Below are 16,179 nucleotides of genomic sequence, written 5' to 3' on the forward strand. Positions count from 1 at the left end.
GAAGCATCAGTACCAAAAAAATGCGGGAAGACAAACTGACCGTCTTCCATCATTTGTTGTTCGCTGTGGGAATACTCCATTGGAGCCAAATTGTTATAAGAAGCATCAACAGGCTTGCCCGGCTGAACACCCAGCTGCACATCATAGGAATAGGGCCACACGATGGGCAGCACGATAGCCGAGATGACAATCAGCACAATGACTACCAAGCTGGTAAAGGCAACTTTGTTTTTGTAAAAACGCTTGCAACCATCACGGAAGAAGGTCGAGCTGGCGCGCATTTGCACCATGTAGGACTTTTCTTCCTCAGATGCAGGAAGAAAATCATCCATGTCAACCTGCATACTCAGGGGATTCTTGTTCATCATCGCTCCTAATCCAGGCTGATGCGCGGATCAACCACGCGATACAAAATGTCACTTACAAGGTTCATAACCACAATGAGTGTGGCGAGAATGATTGTGGTGCCCATGATGAGCGGATAATCACGACCAGTAATTGAGTTAACAAATGCACGGCCAATGCCAGGTACCGCAAAAATCTGCTCAACAACCAAAGAACCTGTGGTGATGTAGGCAAGCTCGGGCCCTAGATACGTAATAACGGGAATCAAGGAATTCTTGAGAGCATGCTTAAGAATAATATTGCGCTGAGAAACGCCTTTTGCCTTGGCAGTACGAATGTAGTCTTGCCCCAGCACATCAAGCATTGAAGAGCGGGTCAAACGCGTTATATATGCCATCGGATAAAGCGCCAAGGTCACAATAGGCAGTATCAGGCCACCTTTAGCTGCACCGTTTGCGGGCAAAAGATGCAACTCAATGGCAAAAAGTAATAAGAGCAACGTACCCATAATAAACGATGGCATCGACACAAATGCCGTTGTGATAACCATGATGATTTTATCGGCAACAGTATTGCGCCTCAGTGCAGCAAGAGCGCCAAGCAAAACGCCTGATGTTGTAGCGATAATCAATGCAATAACACCAAGCTTTGCTGAAGTCTTCATGCCGTCGGCAACAATAGTGGTTACTTCACGACCGCGCTGCTTGAGCGAGGGGCCAAAGTCAAAGTGTGAAGCGCCGCCTAGGTAGGTGAGATACTGCTCAAACAAGGGCTTGTTGAGACCAAATTTCTCTTCAAGCGCTGCTTTTGCAGCAGGCGTAACTGCCTTCTCACTCGCAAAGGGTCCACCTGGCACAGAGTGCATTACAAAAAACGTGATGGTAATGACTGCCCAGATGGTGATAAAAGCAAAGAGGACCCTCTTGATGATGTAGGCAACTTCTTTTGAGTTCATAAAGCTCTCCTGTCGCCGGATATAAATTCGCAGCTCACATCAAAATTTGTAGAATAACGCAAACTTATCAAAACAAAACTTAAATCATCTTTGCTAACCTACATTACGGATAGATTACAGGGGGGTTTCATTTAGGGTGCCCGAAGGTTTAGCAGAGATGAACAGTAAGCTCCTCGTACGCAGAAGAAGATTTCATAAATTTGCTGCAAAAATATCAAACATGATAAAATATAGAATGTTGTGCTGCGTGCCTGTTGTCTGTGAGGTACCCTATTACCCCACTATTTAATTGGCATGCCTCGCTGCGTTATGCAGCAGGCTTCTCGTCTGAGCCTTCTGTATGTACGCATAATGCAAAAAGAGGCAGCAGTTAATAAATAACTGTATGTCTCCCGCATCAAGTACGATGCGGACTGAAATGGGGAGCGTTCATGGCGCGATTCGTCGGATACGTCGTTAAGCGAGTTTTGAACTACATAGTTATGATCTTTGTAGCAACCTCGTTCACTTACTTTCTGGCCTCAGCTTTTATGAGTCCACGTTCTAATTATGAGTCTCGTACTCCACGTCCCCCACAAGAATCTATTGAGCGCACGCTTGATGCTGCCAACCTCAACGATAAAACGCCCATCATGGAGCGCTATCAAAAGTGGATTGGTGACATTCTCACCAAAGCTGACTTTGGCAAGACTCCAACAGGCGCTTCAGTTAACCACGAAATTTCTTCCCGCATTGGCGCTTCTGTCCAGCTCATGTTACTTGCTACCATTATTTCTATCGTGGTCGGCGTAAGCCTTGGTGTCTACACCGCCCAACGCCAATATCAGTGGCAAGACCGCTTTTGGAGCGGTGTCGCTTCGCTATTTATGGTTATCCCGACTGTTGTATTAGCAATTTTGATTGTATTTTTTGCAATCGAGGTCAATACCGCGGCTGGCACGCGCATCTTCTATGTAACGGGACTTTCCAGCTATAGCGGTCCCAACTTCGTTATTGGTCTGCTCGACTTCCTCCAGCACATTTTGCTGCCGACCATCGTCCTTACTATTATTAGTGCCGTTGGTTATCACTTGGGTCAGCGTACGTATCTGCTTGACGAAATGCACGCTGATTATGTGCGCACTGCTCGTGCAAAGGGTCTTACAAAAAAACAGGCTATTCGCAAACATGCTCTCCGTGCCTCTTTAATTCCTACTGCCGTATCTGTAGCTTTCTCCATTGCTGGCATCTTTACTGGTGCTGTTATGACCGAGAAGATTTTTGCTATCCACGGTCTTGGTGAATACTTCATCAATTGCATCAACAACAACAATATTCATGGTGCAGTTGCTGTTGCCGCCTTCAGTGGTGCTTGTACGCTCGTCGGTGCTCTGCTTGCCGACCTCTTTGCTGCAGCACTCGATCCTCGAATCAAGATGAGCTAAGGAGAGCACAATGTCTGAAGAAAAAAGACAGCTTGCGTCCCCTGAAAATACGGACGTAAAAACTGATGAAGTCCACCTCACCAACGCAGAGCTCGAGCTATTGGCTGACGAATTGGGTGGCTCTGGTGGCGAGGTCAAGCGTATCGGTTATTTTTCACTTATTGGTCGTCGTTTTGTGCGCCAGCGTAGCGCTATGGTGGGACTTGTCATCCTGATTATTCTGATTATTCTCGCTATTTTTGGGCCGTATATGACGCCTTTTACCTATACCGATCCCGATTTCACGGCACTGAATGTGCCTCCTAATCCAACGCACTGGTTTGGTACCGATGGCGGTGGCTTTGATCTGTTTGCCAGCGTTGTTCATGGCCTCGGCCGTTCTTTGGCAATCGGTATTATTTACTCTGTGCTAACCACCATCATCGCTGCAGTTGTTGGCACCTCTATTGCCTATGTACGCGGCGTTCCGGAAAAAATTGGCATGTGGTTCCTAGATATGCTACTCATCATCCCAAGCTTTTTGCTTGTGGCCATGGTGGTTCGTGCCTCCAGTGGTACTGAGGGCTGGTGGATGCTGATTGTGGGCCTGACTGCCTTTGGTTGGATTGGCTATGCTCGTACCCTGCGTACCATGGCGCTTTCTCTGCGTGAACGCGACTATGTTCGTGCCGCAAAATATATGGGTGTCTCCCCCATTAAGACCATTATTCGTCACCTTATTCCCAACCTTGGCTCCATCTTGATTTTGGACACGGTGTTGGGTGTTATTGGTGGTATTAACTCCGAGACTGCCTATAGCTTCTTAGGTCTAGGCATCAAGGCTCCCGATACATCCTTGGGCTACCTTTTGAGCCAGGGTTCATCCGCTATGCTTTCTGCCCCCTGGGTTATTCTCATTCCCTCTATCGTTTTGATTGTGCTCTGCGTCAGCATGCAGCTCATTGGCGATGGTCTGCGCGATGCAATCGACCCGTATTCCCGCGCTGCCGGCACGGTAGAAGACGACGCCGAAGAGGATGCAGTTGCTACCGAGACCGCTAAGGCGTAAAGAAAGTTTGTGATTTTTACGTCTTGGGTATGGCGCGCTCACTTGCGAGCGCACAACAAATGAAAGTGACGGAGCTACAAATGGCCGAAACGACAAGTACAAGTACGCAGACCTCTTGGGTTGTCAAGGACGATACCCTACGCTATGAGCTGCTTGAAAATAACGGACCCAAGGGTGCCCCTCAGGGCGACCCTATCATGAGTATTCGTAACCTCAAGGTGTCTTTTGCAACCGAGGCAGGTCGCGTCGATGCCGTACGCGGTGTTAACTTTGACCTTTGGCGCGGACGTACCTTGGGCATCGTAGGCGAGTCGGGGTCGGGCAAGTCAGTAACTGCTCTTTCTTTGATTGGTCTTCTTGATGACAATGCTCACGTCACCGGTTCGGTCAAATTTGATGGAGAAGAGCTGGTAGACAAGACAGACGAGGAGATGGCGGCTTTCCGCGGCAAGTCTATCTCGATGATTTTCCAAGATCCCCTGTCTGCTTTAACACCTATGTTTAGTATTGGCGATCAGTTAGCAGAAACCTTGCTCATTCATAACCCCAATATGACCAAACAGCAGCTCCATGATCGCTGTATCGAACTGCTCACCATGGTGGGTATTACCAACCCCGAAGATCGCCTAGACGCTTACCCTCACGAGTTTTCTGGCGGTATGCGTCAGCGCGTTGTTATTGCCATTGCTATCGCTAACGACCCTGATGTCATCATTGCCGACGAGCCCACCACGGCACTCGACGTAACCATTCAGGCACAGATTTTAGATGTACTCGCTGTAGCTCAACGTGAAACGGGTGCAGCGGTTGTCCTGATTACCCATGATTTAGGTGTTATTGCAGGCACCGCAGACGATGTCTTGGTTATGTATGCTGGTCGTGCTGTCGAGCGTGCCAGTATCGACACCGTCTTTGACCAGCCTTCTCACCCCTACACCATGGGTCTTTTGGGCGCCGTCCCCAAGCCTCACGTAGCAGCTGAGCATCGTCTGGTCCCTATCAAAGGCAACCCTCCCTCGCTGGCTGCTATTCCTAAGGGCTGTCCTTTCTCACCGCGCTGCCCCATGGCAAGTGGCTCCTGCTTTGAGATTGAGCCAACCCTTGATCCTTTTAACGCTGCCGAAGGCCACCTCGTAAGCTGCCATAAGCTCGCAACCATCCGCGATCGCCACCTCAACTTTGAAGATGTTTATCCCAAGCTTGAACCCTTGCCAGCTAAGTGGGCCGAAGTACCTCGCGATCAGCGCCCCCTTGTCCTTGAGGTCAAGGATTTGGTAAAGACCTTCCCTGTTCAAGGCAAGGGTTTGATTCGCCGTGACAAGGGCACGATGACCGCTGTTGACCATGTCTCTTTCAAGCTTCATGAGGGTGAGACACTGGCTTTGGTTGGCGAGTCTGGTTCGGGTAAGTCCACCACACTGATGCAGATCATGGATCTCGTGAAACCTGAAAGCGGCAGTATTACCGTACTAGGCAAGGATATTGCAGGCCTTAAAAACACCCGCGAGCGTCGTGAGCTTAGACGTGATTTGCAGGTTATCTTCCAAGATCCCATGAGTTCACTTGACCCTCGTATGCCCATCTACGATGTGTTGGCAGAGCCCCTGCGCGCGCAGAAATGGACGCCCAAGGATATCAACAAACGTATTGGTGAGCTGATGCATCTTGTCGGTATCAATCCCGACTATGTTGACCGCTTCCCTTCTCAGTTCTCGGGTGGTCAACGTCAGCGTATTGCTATTGCACGCGCCCTTGCTACCAGCCCCAAGATTTTGTTGCTTGATGAGCCTATTGCCTCTCTGGATGTCTCTATTCAGGCAGGCATCATCAACCTGCTTGAAGATTTGCAGGTACAGCTCAAGATTTCTTATCTCTTTGTTGCCCATGACTTGGCAGTTATTCGCCACATCTCTGACAGTGTTGCCGTTATGCACCTGGGAAAGATTGTTGAGCAGGGAGACACCGAAGAAGTCTTTACCAATCCGCAAGATCCTTACACACAAGCTCTGCTTTCTGCCATCCCCATTCCTGACCCCAAGATTGAACGCACACGTGAGCGCATGGTCTATCAGGATGGCAAGTTGGTTTCTTCTTCTAGCCTACTTTCTGGCCACAAGGCCTAGCATAGCTTCAGTGCAAAAAAACAAGTTGAAAGTGGCTCGCAATGTGCGGGTCACTTTTTTGTGTGTATCGGATGTTCATAGCATTATGTAACAAATTGGAAACATCCATCCACAGATATGCCACCACTTTTTATATGATTTCTAATAAAATATTGTGGAGTACCAAAAGGTGCTTTTTAGCACTATTACCTGCACGATGACATTTTGGAGGAAACATGGCACTTTCTCGTCGTTCGTTCTTGGGTGTGGCAGGCACTGCTGCTACCATCGCCGGACTCGGTCTGGCTGGGTGCGGCAAGTCTGGCAACAGCGGCGCTGGCTCTAACGCAGGCGACACAGGCGTCGAGCCCCAGAACGGTTCTCCCGCCACTACCCCGCTTGACAAGCTCCCCATCCCTGAGAAGGGCAAGACCTACAATAACCCGCTTGAGCGCGATGCAATCAAGGACGGCGGCACCCTCGTGCTCCCCATTACCGAGATTGGTCCAGACTTTAACTACTTCAGCGTAAACGGTAATACCACCTACATCAGGTGGTTCTGGTACCTTTACAACCAAGCTGCCACTCTTTATCGCTGCGATCCTACCGGCAAAGAGTTTACGCCCAACCCCAACTTTGTTGAGTCCAGCTCCGTTGAGGACAAGGACGGCAAGCAGGTTGTTACCCTCAATCTCGCCGAGAAGGCAGTCTTTAACGATGGCACCCCCATCGACTGGACCGCTGTTAAAGCTCTGTGGACCTGCATGAATGGTCAAGACGAGAACTACACTCCTTCTGCTACTGACGGCTTTGATCAGATTTCAAGCGTCGAGAAGGGCGAGAATGACAAGCAGGCTATCATCACTTTCGATAAGCCTTTCTACCCCTACGAGTCTCTGATGGGTGCCCTGCACCCTGCAGCTGCTGATCCTAAGGTCTTTAACGAGGGCTGGGTCAACAACTGGCACAACGAGTGGGGCTGCGGTCCTTTCGTCATCGACAAGGCCAATGAGACCGAGATCACCTTTGTCCGCAACGACAAATGGTGGGGCGATGAGGCAAAACTCGAGTCCATCACTTTCAAGCAGATGGATTCTCAGGCAATGTTCAACGCCTTCAAGAATGGTGAGGTTGACGCCACTGAGGCTGGCCAGAGCGGCTCTGCCGAGATGCTTTCCAACTTCTTGGGTATGGAGAACACCGAGGTGCGTCGTGGTGACTCCACCAGCATTGCTTGTATCGAGGTCAACGCTTCCCGTGAGGGTCTCAAGGACATCGCAGTCCGCAAGGCTTTTGTCCAGTGCATCAACACCGAGACCATCTTGGGCATCGTCTATCAGGGTGTTAACTGGTCTGAGGAGCGCTTGGGCTCGCTGACTATTCTGCCCTGGATGGATGGCTATGAGAACAACTTGCCCACGGATGTCACTGATCCCAAGCCTGGCGATGAACAGATTGCTGCCGCCAAAAAGACCCTTGAGGATGCTGGCTATACCATGGGTAGCGACGGTTACTATGAGAAGGACGGCAAGCAGGTCGCCTTTACCTTTACCGCCATTGGTGACTCCAACACCGTCAAGAATCGTGCAGCTGCTATCCAAAAGATGGCCAAGGATGCTGGCATGAAGATTGACATCGACAATAAGCCTGCTTCTGAGTTCTCCAAGACTTTGACCGGCGGCAACTGGGATACCTTCCTCTTTGGTTGGAACTCTGGTTCTGCTTCCTACAACAACGGCAAGCAGATCTTTGGTGTCGACAGCGACTCCAACTTCACCCACACTGGCTCCAAGGAACTCGATGAGAAGTTTGTTGCTGTCACGGGTATCGCCGATCACGCTGAGCAGATGAAGGCCTTTAACGAGGCTGAGAAGGAAGCTCTTACTTCCTACGCCTTCATCCCTCTGTACGCTGGTGCAGACTGCATGCTCTGCAAGGCTGGTCTTGCTAACTGGGGTCCCGCTCTACTCTCCGATATCCAGGCTGAGAACATCGGTTGGGCAAAGTAACTCGTCTTACGCCAAATAAGCGCGACTAAGAGCCTCCTTCGGGAGGCTCTTTTTTATTACTGAGAGATGCACGGCGCATCTCGAGTCATCTTGAGTCTCAATCCGGCTCTGCTTGCCAAACGCCACGTTCTACTTCATACCATTTCACTCCACGTGCCAAAAGCCACGTTCTATTTCACTTTTTTAGCCAAAAGCCACGTTTCATTTCACGCGGAAAAAATTTACCTGCGCAAACGTCAGGCCCTTTGAAATGGAATGTGGCTTTTGACATTTTTTCTGAAACGGAACGTGGCTTTTGACAAGCAGGACCACTTTGCTTGAAATGAAGCGTGGCGTTTGGCACGTGGAGCTGTGATATTTGAAATGATGTGTGGCGTTTGACATGGCACAGAAACGCAGGGTATGAAAAACCCGCAGGAAGCTGCGGGTTTAGACATACACGAGATATCAGCAGGGTTTAGATGGTGCCCAGGGGGAACGTCAGGGCCATGATTACGATACACAAACCAAAGACCACCGCAGAAATGACAGTCAAACGGTCAAGATTCTTTTCCCAAACGGCAGAACCAGCAGCGGAATTGTACATGGAGCTTGCAATCATGTCAGAAACACCTGTACCTTTGCCAGAGTGCATCAGGATAAGCAAAGCCGTGAACAAACCAGAAGCAAAAAGTAAAACAACGAGGATGATATTAAGCACGTTCACAAAAGACTCCTTCACGCGGTAGACACAACCGCACACCAACTCCAAGACGGATAGCATACAATTCTAGCAGAATAACATCTATTAGTGTTTGCCACATAGCTTCAAGATTAAGGATATATATGGCTTATTCAGCAGCGATTTTTGATTTGGATGGCACCATCTTAAATACCCTTGAGGACCTGTGGTCCTCGGTTAACTATGCCCTCGAGCTTCACAGCATACCCAAAAAAAGTCATGAAGAAACCCGCCGCAATCTAGGCAATGGTATGAAGTTTCTCATTGAACATTCAGTGCCTCTAAATACACCTGAGCCGTTAACACAACAAATCCTGACAGATTTCAAAGCTCATTATGCAGATCACTGCGCCGAGACAACTGCTCCCTATCCGGGTATATATGAGCTGCTTGATGCCTTGCACGCACACAATATCTGCTGCGCTGTGGTTTCTAACAAGGGCGATTTTGCTGTTCAGGAACTTGTGAAGCAGTACTTCTCTGGTAGGTTTGATATTGCCGTTGGTGAGCGCGAAAGCGTGCGGCGCAAACCCGCTCCCGACATGGTACAGGCAGCACTCAAAAGTTTTGAACTCACACCTGCTGATTGTGTCTACATTGGCGACTCAGAGGTTGACATCGATACTGCTCGCAATACTGGCTGCGACTGCATTGTGGTGGATTGGGGTTTCCGTGACTATGACTTTTTGCGTGAGCATGGAGCGCCACTTATTGTCAGCGACACAACGGCACTGCTACAGGCAATCCTCAGCTAGTTGCAACTCAAAACCACAACGAAGCATGGCAGGGATAGCACACGCCACAGGTAGATGTGATTTGCGTATCCTACAAAACGCATAAGCAAAAAAGGAAACAACAAATTCTTGATATTCACAATGCCTTCAAAGGATGCTCACTAAGGCATCATTTATGTTTATTTTTTGGGCAATCAACTGCGGATTTTGTATTTTTTCCTCAGAAAATCCCGCGAATATAACGCTTACCTATCGGTAAGTGGCTGTGCGTATAAAACTGGTAATTTCGGGCTACTATTGGAATATGGAAACATCACTCATCCGAGGAAAGGTGGCATACATGGGCAAGAAAGCTGCTGAGGCACTCGAGATTAATTACGACGAGCTCGCCGACTATCTGCACTGCAATCACTCAGTGTATATGAAGGTCGACGGCAATGTCTATTATCTGACCGACGTTAACTTCGAGTCGTGGCGTGCACAGGACACCAGCAGGCGTAATAGCAAGAATCACTTTGTAGATTGTAGCCCTTTGGTACCTACAGTCGATGAGTTCTTGGCTCTTCCCTTCATTCACGGCAAAACCATCAAGGATGTCTTCTCTGATTCCACGTTCTATGCGTCTCTTTCGAATGAAAAGAGTGCGTAAGAAAAGCGTATCGTCGCTTTACACAAAGTTCTAAAACGACTCGGGGTCCGCTGGCGTAAGTCAGCGGACCTTAGTCATAAGTTCGATAGATGGTTCGTTTTTCGAGCTGCCACATTTCGAGCTGCCACAATTTCGATAGATGGTTCATGTTTCGAGCGATGATCCCATAGATGGTTCGAGTTTCGACGCCTCAAACAAAAGATGGTTCGAGTTTCGAGATGAGTGAGCATAAAACCGCAGGTCAAATTTTCCTCTAGACCGAGAAACGAACCATCTATCGAAAAGCGGTACGAAGGATGAACCATCTATGGTGTGTAGCGCGCCTGCACTCACGCACTCACGCTGTGCCCTCTCTAACCGAGGGCACATTAAACACAAGCTCTGCTTGAGTACATCTCTGTGCACAAATTACTTATTCAGCATCAAAATCAGCTGTGAGGCTCTCCAGATGGTCAAGATACTTATTTTCGGTAGCAAACTTGTGCGGCGACCTCTTGGCATAACGTTTAACTGCAGAGGCTGACTTCTTAATCTGTACCAAAGTACCAGGACCAGCCACACAACCACCCGGACAGGCCATACCTTCCAATAGATGACCGGGATATTTACCTTTGATGGCATCTTTCATCATCTGGCGGCACTCATCAAGACTCTCAGCATTTGCGATAGCTATCTCACGATCGGGATACTTATCATGAATGGCATTAACGACCGCGTTTGCAACGCCACCTGCGACCGCAAAGTTGCGACCATCAGCGCTCGCAACGTCAAAATCGCTCTTATTGTCATCATGCAAGCTAAGGTAATCGATATCCTTGGCTTCCATCATGCCTGCCATTTCCTCAAAGGTCAAAACAAAATCAACCTCAGAGCGAACAGACTTGCGAAGCGCTTCGCCCTTCTTTGCTGCGCAAGGCCCTACAAAAACTATCTTTGCGTGGGGATGTTGACTTCGAATCATACGCGCGGTCAAAACCATCGGGGTTAGTGCCATTGAAATAGCTTCTTTGTGCTCGGGGAATTCTTTCTTTGCCATAGAAGCCCATGCAGGACAACAGGATGTGCCCATAAACGGCAGTCTGTCAGGTACTTCAGAAAGGTAATCCTCGGCTTCCTGCACCGTACAGAGGTCGGCCCCTAAAGCAACTTCCTCGACACCCGAGAAGCCCAATAGCTTGAAGGCTTCACGCAGCTTGCCAACATTGCCTTTACCGCCAAATTGACCAACAAAGGCAGGTGCAACCGCAGCAATCACTTCTTCTCCCTGAAGAATAGAGAAGATAACCTGCGCAATCTGACTCTTATCGGCAATAGCACCAAAGGGACAGTTAATGAGGCACTGACCACAAGAAACGCACTTGTCATAATCAATTTCAGCACGCCCGTGCTCATCAGAACCTATGCAGTGCATACCGCAGGCATCAGCGCAGGGACGCACGTGACGATGAATTGCTTGGTAAGGACAAATCTGAACGCAACGACTGCACTTGATGCAAAGGTCTTGATCGATAACTGCACGCTTGTTGTGAAACGAAATCGCCTGCTTGGGACAAATCTCGCGGCACGGATGGGCAAGGCAGCCCTGACAGCTGTTGGTGACTTCATACACATTATCTTTGCAAGCATTGCAAGCAAAATTGATAACATTAATCAGCGGCGGCTTATAGTAATCCAAGCCGTTAGTTGTAGCTTCTCTGATGCCCTCAGAAACACGGCGAGGCTTATCAACACCTTGCAGAGGCAAGCCCATAGCTAGACGAATACGTTCAGAAATAATAGCACGCTCAAGAAACACTGACTCGCGATAAGTAGCTACATCACCAGGTAAAATCTTGTATGGTAGATTGTCGAATTCATCATCAAAATATTCATCACCACTTTCAGGATGATTCGGGATGCTATAGCAAATCTTTGCGACTTCACGAAACACATCACGCCTAATTTTAGTTAGGTTGGTGTACACGCCACGCATGGTATCAGCCATGGTTGCCTCTCCCCTTTGCCGTATTTCTTTCCCCATTCTTAATGTCTATTATGACGCAGTAAAGCCCAGCTTGGCAAAGCGTTTTGGGAAAGCGGTTTTGAGCTGAATATATTGCTGAGTGACTGGATGCTCAAACTCCTCACGCCAAGCGTGAAGCATCAAACCATCAGGATGCGGCGCACCACCATAAAGGCTATCTCCTAGCAAAGGAAAGCCCACAGAAGCAAGATGTACTCGAATTTGATGCCGGCGTCCAGAAAGCAGCTCAAGTTCCAGTAAGCTCAAACCCTTGCAGCGTTGGAGTACACAGACACGAGTATGCGCTTCTTTTCCATGGGAATGTATACGCATGCGATGAGCATTATGACGATCGCGACCGATAGCTGCATCTATCTGACGAATGCGCGAGGGGAAATCACCTGTAACCACGGCCAAATAGCGTTTATGCAAAGCATTGCTTGCCACTAGCGCATCAAAGGCAGGTTGGAACTCCTCAGTAAGAGAAAATATCACCAATCCCGTAGTTGCCACATCGAGACGCTGGATTGCCTGAGGTCGCACAGTATAACCCTGTGTGTATAAATACTCTGTAACTTGCTCGCTCAGATTGGGAGCTCCTGTCCCATCTCCATGCACCAAAATACCCGCAGGTTTATCGACTGAAAGAAAAAACGCATCTGCCTCAAGCAAAGAAAAGCCTTTCGCCGCAGATGGATCCAGCTGCTGCACTGGTTTTACAGCAAGCTGAAGCGTCACTTCTTCCCAAGAATTGAGCCTGTCCTCAGGATGCAGAACCTGCTCTGCCAAACGCAGGCGTCCGTCCGCAAAGATGCGCTGAGTCTGCCGCCTAGAAACTCCTGCTGTCGCAAGAAGTTGGCCTGCCAACATCTCCCTTGTGGGTATAAAGCGTAGCTGCTCTCCATCAGAGATCACACGAAATGCCTGAGTTTTGCTCATTGCAGCTCCTAGAGAGGACCTTCTGCCGACCAGCCCTTGCCATCTCTCACTTTGGCTTGGAGCAAATCATAAAAGGCCGTCACGATAGACCAGGTATGGGGAGATTTGCGCCACGCAACACAGATGGGATACTTTGCACCCTCACCGAGGTCTATGAGACGCATACCCGCTTCTGCTGAGTTGGGAAAACTCGTGTAAGCCAGCTCAGATGAGCAAAAACAAGCGCCCACCCCACGGTATGCCAGTGCCACCAAGGTTTCAGCATTTTTAGAAATGACACGCACATCAGGATGGATGTTTTCGCGACGAAAAGCCTGGCGAGGTACTGCCCCCGGTATATCTCCATCTCCTACCAGCAAAAACGGCAGCTTTTCTAGTGCTTTGAGACCCCCTTCTTTTGCCGCTTCTGCCACTACTTCTTCTACGCGACCAGGATAGTAGCGTTCAAGCAAATCTTGACGACAAAGCAGCATAACTGCCTCATCGTACAAATCTTGCACCACCAATCCCTGTGCATCGGGTTCGATGGTTGCAACAACCATGTCAACGCGCCCTTCACGCAACAACTGTACTAAGTCTTGGTTTTCACTCTCATACAAGCTGACCGTAATTTGAGGATAGCGAAGCTGAAAACTGGCGATAGCACGTGGCATGATAATATGGCCGCGCGTAGACGCCACCCCAACACGCAAAAGACCACGCTGATTGCCAGAAATATCGCGAAACTCCTGCTCCATCACGCGACGTTTGGTTTGGAAATGCCGCGCATATTCAAGAAATTCTTCACCGGCATATGTCAGCGCCAAAGGCACATGACGATCGACAAGTCTCACATGCAACTCACGCTCAAGGCCAGCGATATGCGCAGATAAGGTTTGCTGGGTTACGTTGAGCCGTTCGGCTGCACGAGTAAAACTAAGCTCTTCTGCAACTGCAATAAAATAATCAAAGGAGCTAAAGTTCATAGAGGTCTCCCCTTACTCGAACACATATCTGAATCCCTGTTGAGCAACATACTGAGCTTTACGTGGCGCTTTTTGACACTTTTTTTGCACAAATAATTCTTGTATATAGTACATCTAAATACAGTTTGACTCAATGTTCTCATGCGGCAACAATAGCCCTATGCGTAAGAGTATCAATTGAAGGGGACTTGCCGCATGGCTGAGTATATTACTCTTGGATTGTTTGTCGTAATACTTTTAGTGACCCTCTCTTCAGGTGTTTCTCTTGTTATATCGCTCGCCATTGGTCTTATTATCTTTTTGGCATACGGCCTCTTTCGTGGCAACAGTCCCCGGGCACTTTTTGGCATGATCAAGCAGGGCATATCCAAGGTTCGTCCCGTACTTCTTCTCTTGCTCATCATTGGAGCCATTACCGCAAGTTGGCGTGCAGCAGGTACTATTCCAGCTATCGTCTGTCTGTCAACCCAAATTATTTCTCCGCAGCTTTGTTTGTTTGCAATTTTTTTGCTTTGCTCAGCAATGTCAACACTTATGGGTACTTCTTTTGGTGCAGCAGCAACAATGGGCGTCATCTGCATGACCATCGCTCGCGCCATGGGTATCAATCCTATGTTTGCTGGTGGCGCAATTTTAGCTGGAGCCTACTGCGGCGACCGTTGGTCCCCCATGTCATCAAGCGCTTTTATCGTAGCAACCATCACTGATACCGATATTTTTGACAATGTGAAGCGTATGCTACGCACTGGCATCGTTCCTTTTGTCGGCAGCTGTGCCCTCTACGTGCTCATAGGTATTTTTAGTGCAGGATCAGGTACGGTTCCCAATGTATCTGCCGCTTTTTCGTCAAGTTTTGATATGTCGCCTGTGGTCCTGCTTCCCGCTTTTGCCGTTATTGTACTTTCTGCTTTTAAGGTGCGCGTGCACATAACTATGCTGGTGAGTCTCGCATTGACGAGCCTTATCTGCGTCTTTGTCCAAGGTATCCCTGTAGAGGAGCTACCAGCACTTTACTTTGGTGGCTTCCACTCAATGAATCCTGCTTTGGCACATATGGTTGATGGCGGCGGTATTCACACTATGCTCGAAATTATCGCAATCATCTCTATTGCTGGCAGCTACGCAACCATCTTTGAAGGCACGGGGCTCATTTGCGGTATGCGCGGCATGATTCAAAAGATTTCCCAGCGCTATACGCCCTTTGTGAGTGTGCTTATTACTTCAGTACTGGCGGCCATCATTAGCTGTGAGCAAACTTTAGCAGTCATGCTAACCCAGCAGCTTTGCGATGATGTCGAAGGCGATGGCTCTGCTCTAGCCCTGGACCTAGAAAACAGCGCTGTTGTCATTACAGCACTCGTACCTTGGTCGATCACCTGCGCAGCTATTCTTTCTTTTGTAGATGCTCCCACCAGCTGCGTTGTGTGTGCCTTCTTGTTATATCTTATTCCGCTTTGGACGCTGCTACTGTCCTTTAAGTCTCGTAAAGATCCTAATTTTGTTGCCTCTGAGACGGGACGCTTACTGGGTCTTGCCGAACACGATGATGCCCGACGTGTCCGTGGCGCTATAGATGCCCTTCCTAAGGTCGCATAATCACAATATATTTCACCACGTTTATGTCGCGCATTGCGCATCTTTTGTGCGCCTTTACACGCAAGGTCAAAAGCGTCCCCAAATCCCAGGACAAAGCTGGGTTCAAAAATTACGGTGGTTAAGAGCTTGTAGCGTTTACTAAACCAGGTTCTAGGCCGGCGAGTATAAGGACTATTCAGCTGGTTCGGGCAAGAAAAGCGGGCATACTACCTTGGTATACACCGCCAACCAAGCCATTGAGACGCAAAAACCAGCCAATACATCAGATGCATAGTGCACGCCCAAATAAATGCGGCTCACACCCACAGCAAGTACCACAAACGCAAGTGAGACTGACCACGCCCAACGCATGACACGATCTTTTTCGTAATGCCATACCAAATACGCAAGCAGACCATAGAATGCCATCGCCACCATAGAATGCCCCGATGGAAAACTATAACCGCTCTCCGCTACGAGACGAAAGCCCTCAGGGCGCGGGCGCTGTACCAGCTGTTTAAGCAAAACGTTAAGCAAAGAAGCGCCTGCCAAATTGAACAACATACACCGCCCCGGCTGCCGCCCTGGCGCAAAAGCAGCCGCAACAATCCATACCACCACCAACACGACAGGCATTGCTAAGTCGGTAATTGCCTGCATAATTGGCGTCAGTAAATCGCTCCGCAAATCCTCAACGATATAGTGGCTGTC

The 16,179-nt window shown here is 48.9% G+C and carries 13 protein-coding genes and 1 pseudogene; 7 read left to right on the forward strand and 7 right to left on the reverse strand.

Annotated elements, in window-relative coordinates; genetic code table 11:
• Positions 1 to 365: pseudogene (locus tag Q0X25_RS04215) on the reverse strand (ABC transporter permease); the annotation flags it as partial.
• A gap of 8 nt (positions 366 to 373) precedes the next feature.
• Positions 374 to 1,300, reverse strand: a complete 927-nt coding sequence (locus Q0X25_RS04220) for an ABC transporter permease (RefSeq protein ID WP_298579242.1) — start codon at positions 1,298 to 1,300, stop codon at positions 374 to 376.
• Between the two features lie 431 nt (positions 1,301 to 1,731).
• On the opposite strand from Q0X25_RS04220, the gene Q0X25_RS04225 reads away from it, so the two are divergent.
• From Q0X25_RS04225 to Q0X25_RS04240, 4 genes are all read left to right on the forward strand, one after another.
• Entirely contained in the window at positions 1,732 to 2,724 is a 993-nt protein-coding gene (locus tag Q0X25_RS04225) for an ABC transporter permease (protein WP_298579243.1), read from the forward strand.
• A gap of 10 nt (positions 2,725 to 2,734) precedes the next feature.
• The gene (locus Q0X25_RS04230; protein WP_298579244.1) at positions 2,735 to 3,772 is read left to right on the forward strand and encodes an ABC transporter permease; all 1,038 of its coding nucleotides are present in this window, start codon (positions 2,735 to 2,737) and stop codon (positions 3,770 to 3,772) included.
• Positions 3,773 to 3,852: 80 nt separating this feature from the next.
• Positions 3,853 to 5,895 (forward strand): ABC transporter ATP-binding protein, encoded by a 2,043-nt coding sequence (locus Q0X25_RS04235; protein ID WP_298579245.1) that lies wholly within the window; start codon positions 3,853 to 3,855, stop codon positions 5,893 to 5,895.
• Positions 5,896 to 6,110: 215 nt separating this feature from the next.
• Positions 6,111 to 7,883 carry an ABC transporter family substrate-binding protein gene (locus Q0X25_RS04240; protein ID WP_298579246.1) on the forward strand — a complete coding sequence of 591 codons (1,773 nt, stop codon included), beginning with the start codon at positions 6,111 to 6,113 and terminating at the stop codon, positions 7,881 to 7,883.
• 457 nt (positions 7,884 to 8,340) lie between these two features.
• Here the strand turns inward: Q0X25_RS04240 and secG are convergent, their stop codons facing one another.
• The gene (gene secG, locus Q0X25_RS04245; RefSeq protein ID WP_021735160.1) at positions 8,341 to 8,589 is read right to left on the reverse strand and encodes a preprotein translocase subunit SecG; all 249 of its coding nucleotides are present in this window, start codon (positions 8,587 to 8,589) and stop codon (positions 8,341 to 8,343) included.
• A 119-nt stretch (positions 8,590 to 8,708) separates the two neighbouring features.
• Between secG and Q0X25_RS04250 the strand changes: the two genes are divergently transcribed.
• Both Q0X25_RS04250 and Q0X25_RS04255 read left to right on the forward strand, forming a co-directional pair.
• Positions 8,709 to 9,359: an HAD family hydrolase gene (locus Q0X25_RS04250; RefSeq protein WP_298579247.1), complete on the forward strand. Its 651-nt coding sequence runs from the start codon at positions 8,709 to 8,711 to the stop codon at positions 9,357 to 9,359.
• Between the two features lie 319 nt (positions 9,360 to 9,678).
• A complete protein-coding gene (locus Q0X25_RS04255; protein ID WP_298579249.1) occupies positions 9,679 to 9,987 on the forward strand; it encodes a CDP-alcohol phosphatidyltransferase in 309 nt (102 codons plus the stop codon).
• A 412-nt stretch (positions 9,988 to 10,399) separates the two neighbouring features.
• Here the strand turns inward: Q0X25_RS04255 and Q0X25_RS04260 are convergent, their stop codons facing one another.
• The 3 genes from Q0X25_RS04260 to Q0X25_RS04270 are packed head-to-tail and all read right to left on the reverse strand — an operon-like array spanning position 10,400 to position 13,893.
• A complete protein-coding gene (locus Q0X25_RS04260) occupies positions 10,400 to 11,971 on the reverse strand; it encodes a 4Fe-4S dicluster domain-containing protein (protein WP_298579250.1) in 1,572 nt (523 codons plus the stop codon).
• 48 nt (positions 11,972 to 12,019) lie between these two features.
• Entirely contained in the window at positions 12,020 to 12,928 is a 909-nt protein-coding gene (locus tag Q0X25_RS04265; protein ID WP_298579251.1) for an RluA family pseudouridine synthase, read from the reverse strand.
• Positions 12,929 to 12,936: 8 nt separating this feature from the next.
• On the reverse strand, positions 12,937 to 13,893 hold the full coding sequence (locus tag Q0X25_RS04270) for a LysR family transcriptional regulator (RefSeq protein WP_298579252.1): 957 nt from the start codon (positions 13,891 to 13,893) through the stop codon (positions 12,937 to 12,939).
• Positions 13,894 to 14,088: 195 nt separating this feature from the next.
• On the opposite strand from Q0X25_RS04270, the gene Q0X25_RS04275 reads away from it, so the two are divergent.
• Positions 14,089 to 15,489, forward strand: coding sequence for a Na+/H+ antiporter NhaC family protein (locus Q0X25_RS04275; RefSeq protein WP_298579253.1), 1,401 nt, complete (start codon positions 14,089 to 14,091; stop codon positions 15,487 to 15,489).
• Positions 15,490 to 15,660: 171 nt separating this feature from the next.
• On the opposite strand, the gene Q0X25_RS04280 is transcribed toward Q0X25_RS04275, so the two are convergent.
• Positions 15,661 to 16,179: phosphatase PAP2 family protein (locus Q0X25_RS04280; protein WP_298579254.1), on the reverse strand; the 519-nt coding region annotated here is incomplete at its 5' end.

The sequence above is a fragment of the uncultured Olegusella sp. genome, assembly GCF_947253395.1.
Lineage (GTDB): Bacteria > Actinomycetota > Coriobacteriia > Coriobacteriales > Atopobiaceae > Olegusella.

Coding starts and splice junctions, on each gene's coding strand:
- Q0X25_RS04270 (WP_298579252.1), bottom strand. CDS start 13,893: ATGAACTTTAGCTCCTTTGATTATTTTATTGCAGTTGCAGAAGAGCTT.
- Q0X25_RS04220 (WP_298579242.1), bottom strand. CDS start 1,300: ATGAACTCAAAAGAAGTTGCCTACATCATCAAGAGGGTCCTCTTTGCT.
- Q0X25_RS04240 (WP_298579246.1), top strand. CDS start 6,111: ATGGCACTTTCTCGTCGTTCGTTCTTGGGTGTGGCAGGCACTGCTGCT.
- Q0X25_RS04275 (WP_298579253.1), top strand. CDS start 14,089: ATGGCTGAGTATATTACTCTTGGATTGTTTGTCGTAATACTTTTAGTG.
- Q0X25_RS04230 (WP_298579244.1), top strand. CDS start 2,735: ATGTCTGAAGAAAAAAGACAGCTTGCGTCCCCTGAAAATACGGACGTA.
- Q0X25_RS04225 (WP_298579243.1), top strand. CDS start 1,732: ATGGCGCGATTCGTCGGATACGTCGTTAAGCGAGTTTTGAACTACATA.
- Q0X25_RS04260 (WP_298579250.1), bottom strand. CDS start 11,971: ATGGCTGATACCATGCGTGGCGTGTACACCAACCTAACTAAAATTAGG.
- Q0X25_RS04255 (WP_298579249.1), top strand. CDS start 9,679: ATGGGCAAGAAAGCTGCTGAGGCACTCGAGATTAATTACGACGAGCTC.
- Q0X25_RS04235 (WP_298579245.1), top strand. CDS start 3,853: ATGGCCGAAACGACAAGTACAAGTACGCAGACCTCTTGGGTTGTCAAG.
- Q0X25_RS04250 (WP_298579247.1), top strand. CDS start 8,709: ATGGCTTATTCAGCAGCGATTTTTGATTTGGATGGCACCATCTTAAAT.
- Q0X25_RS04265 (WP_298579251.1), bottom strand. CDS start 12,928: ATGAGCAAAACTCAGGCATTTCGTGTGATCTCTGATGGAGAGCAGCTA.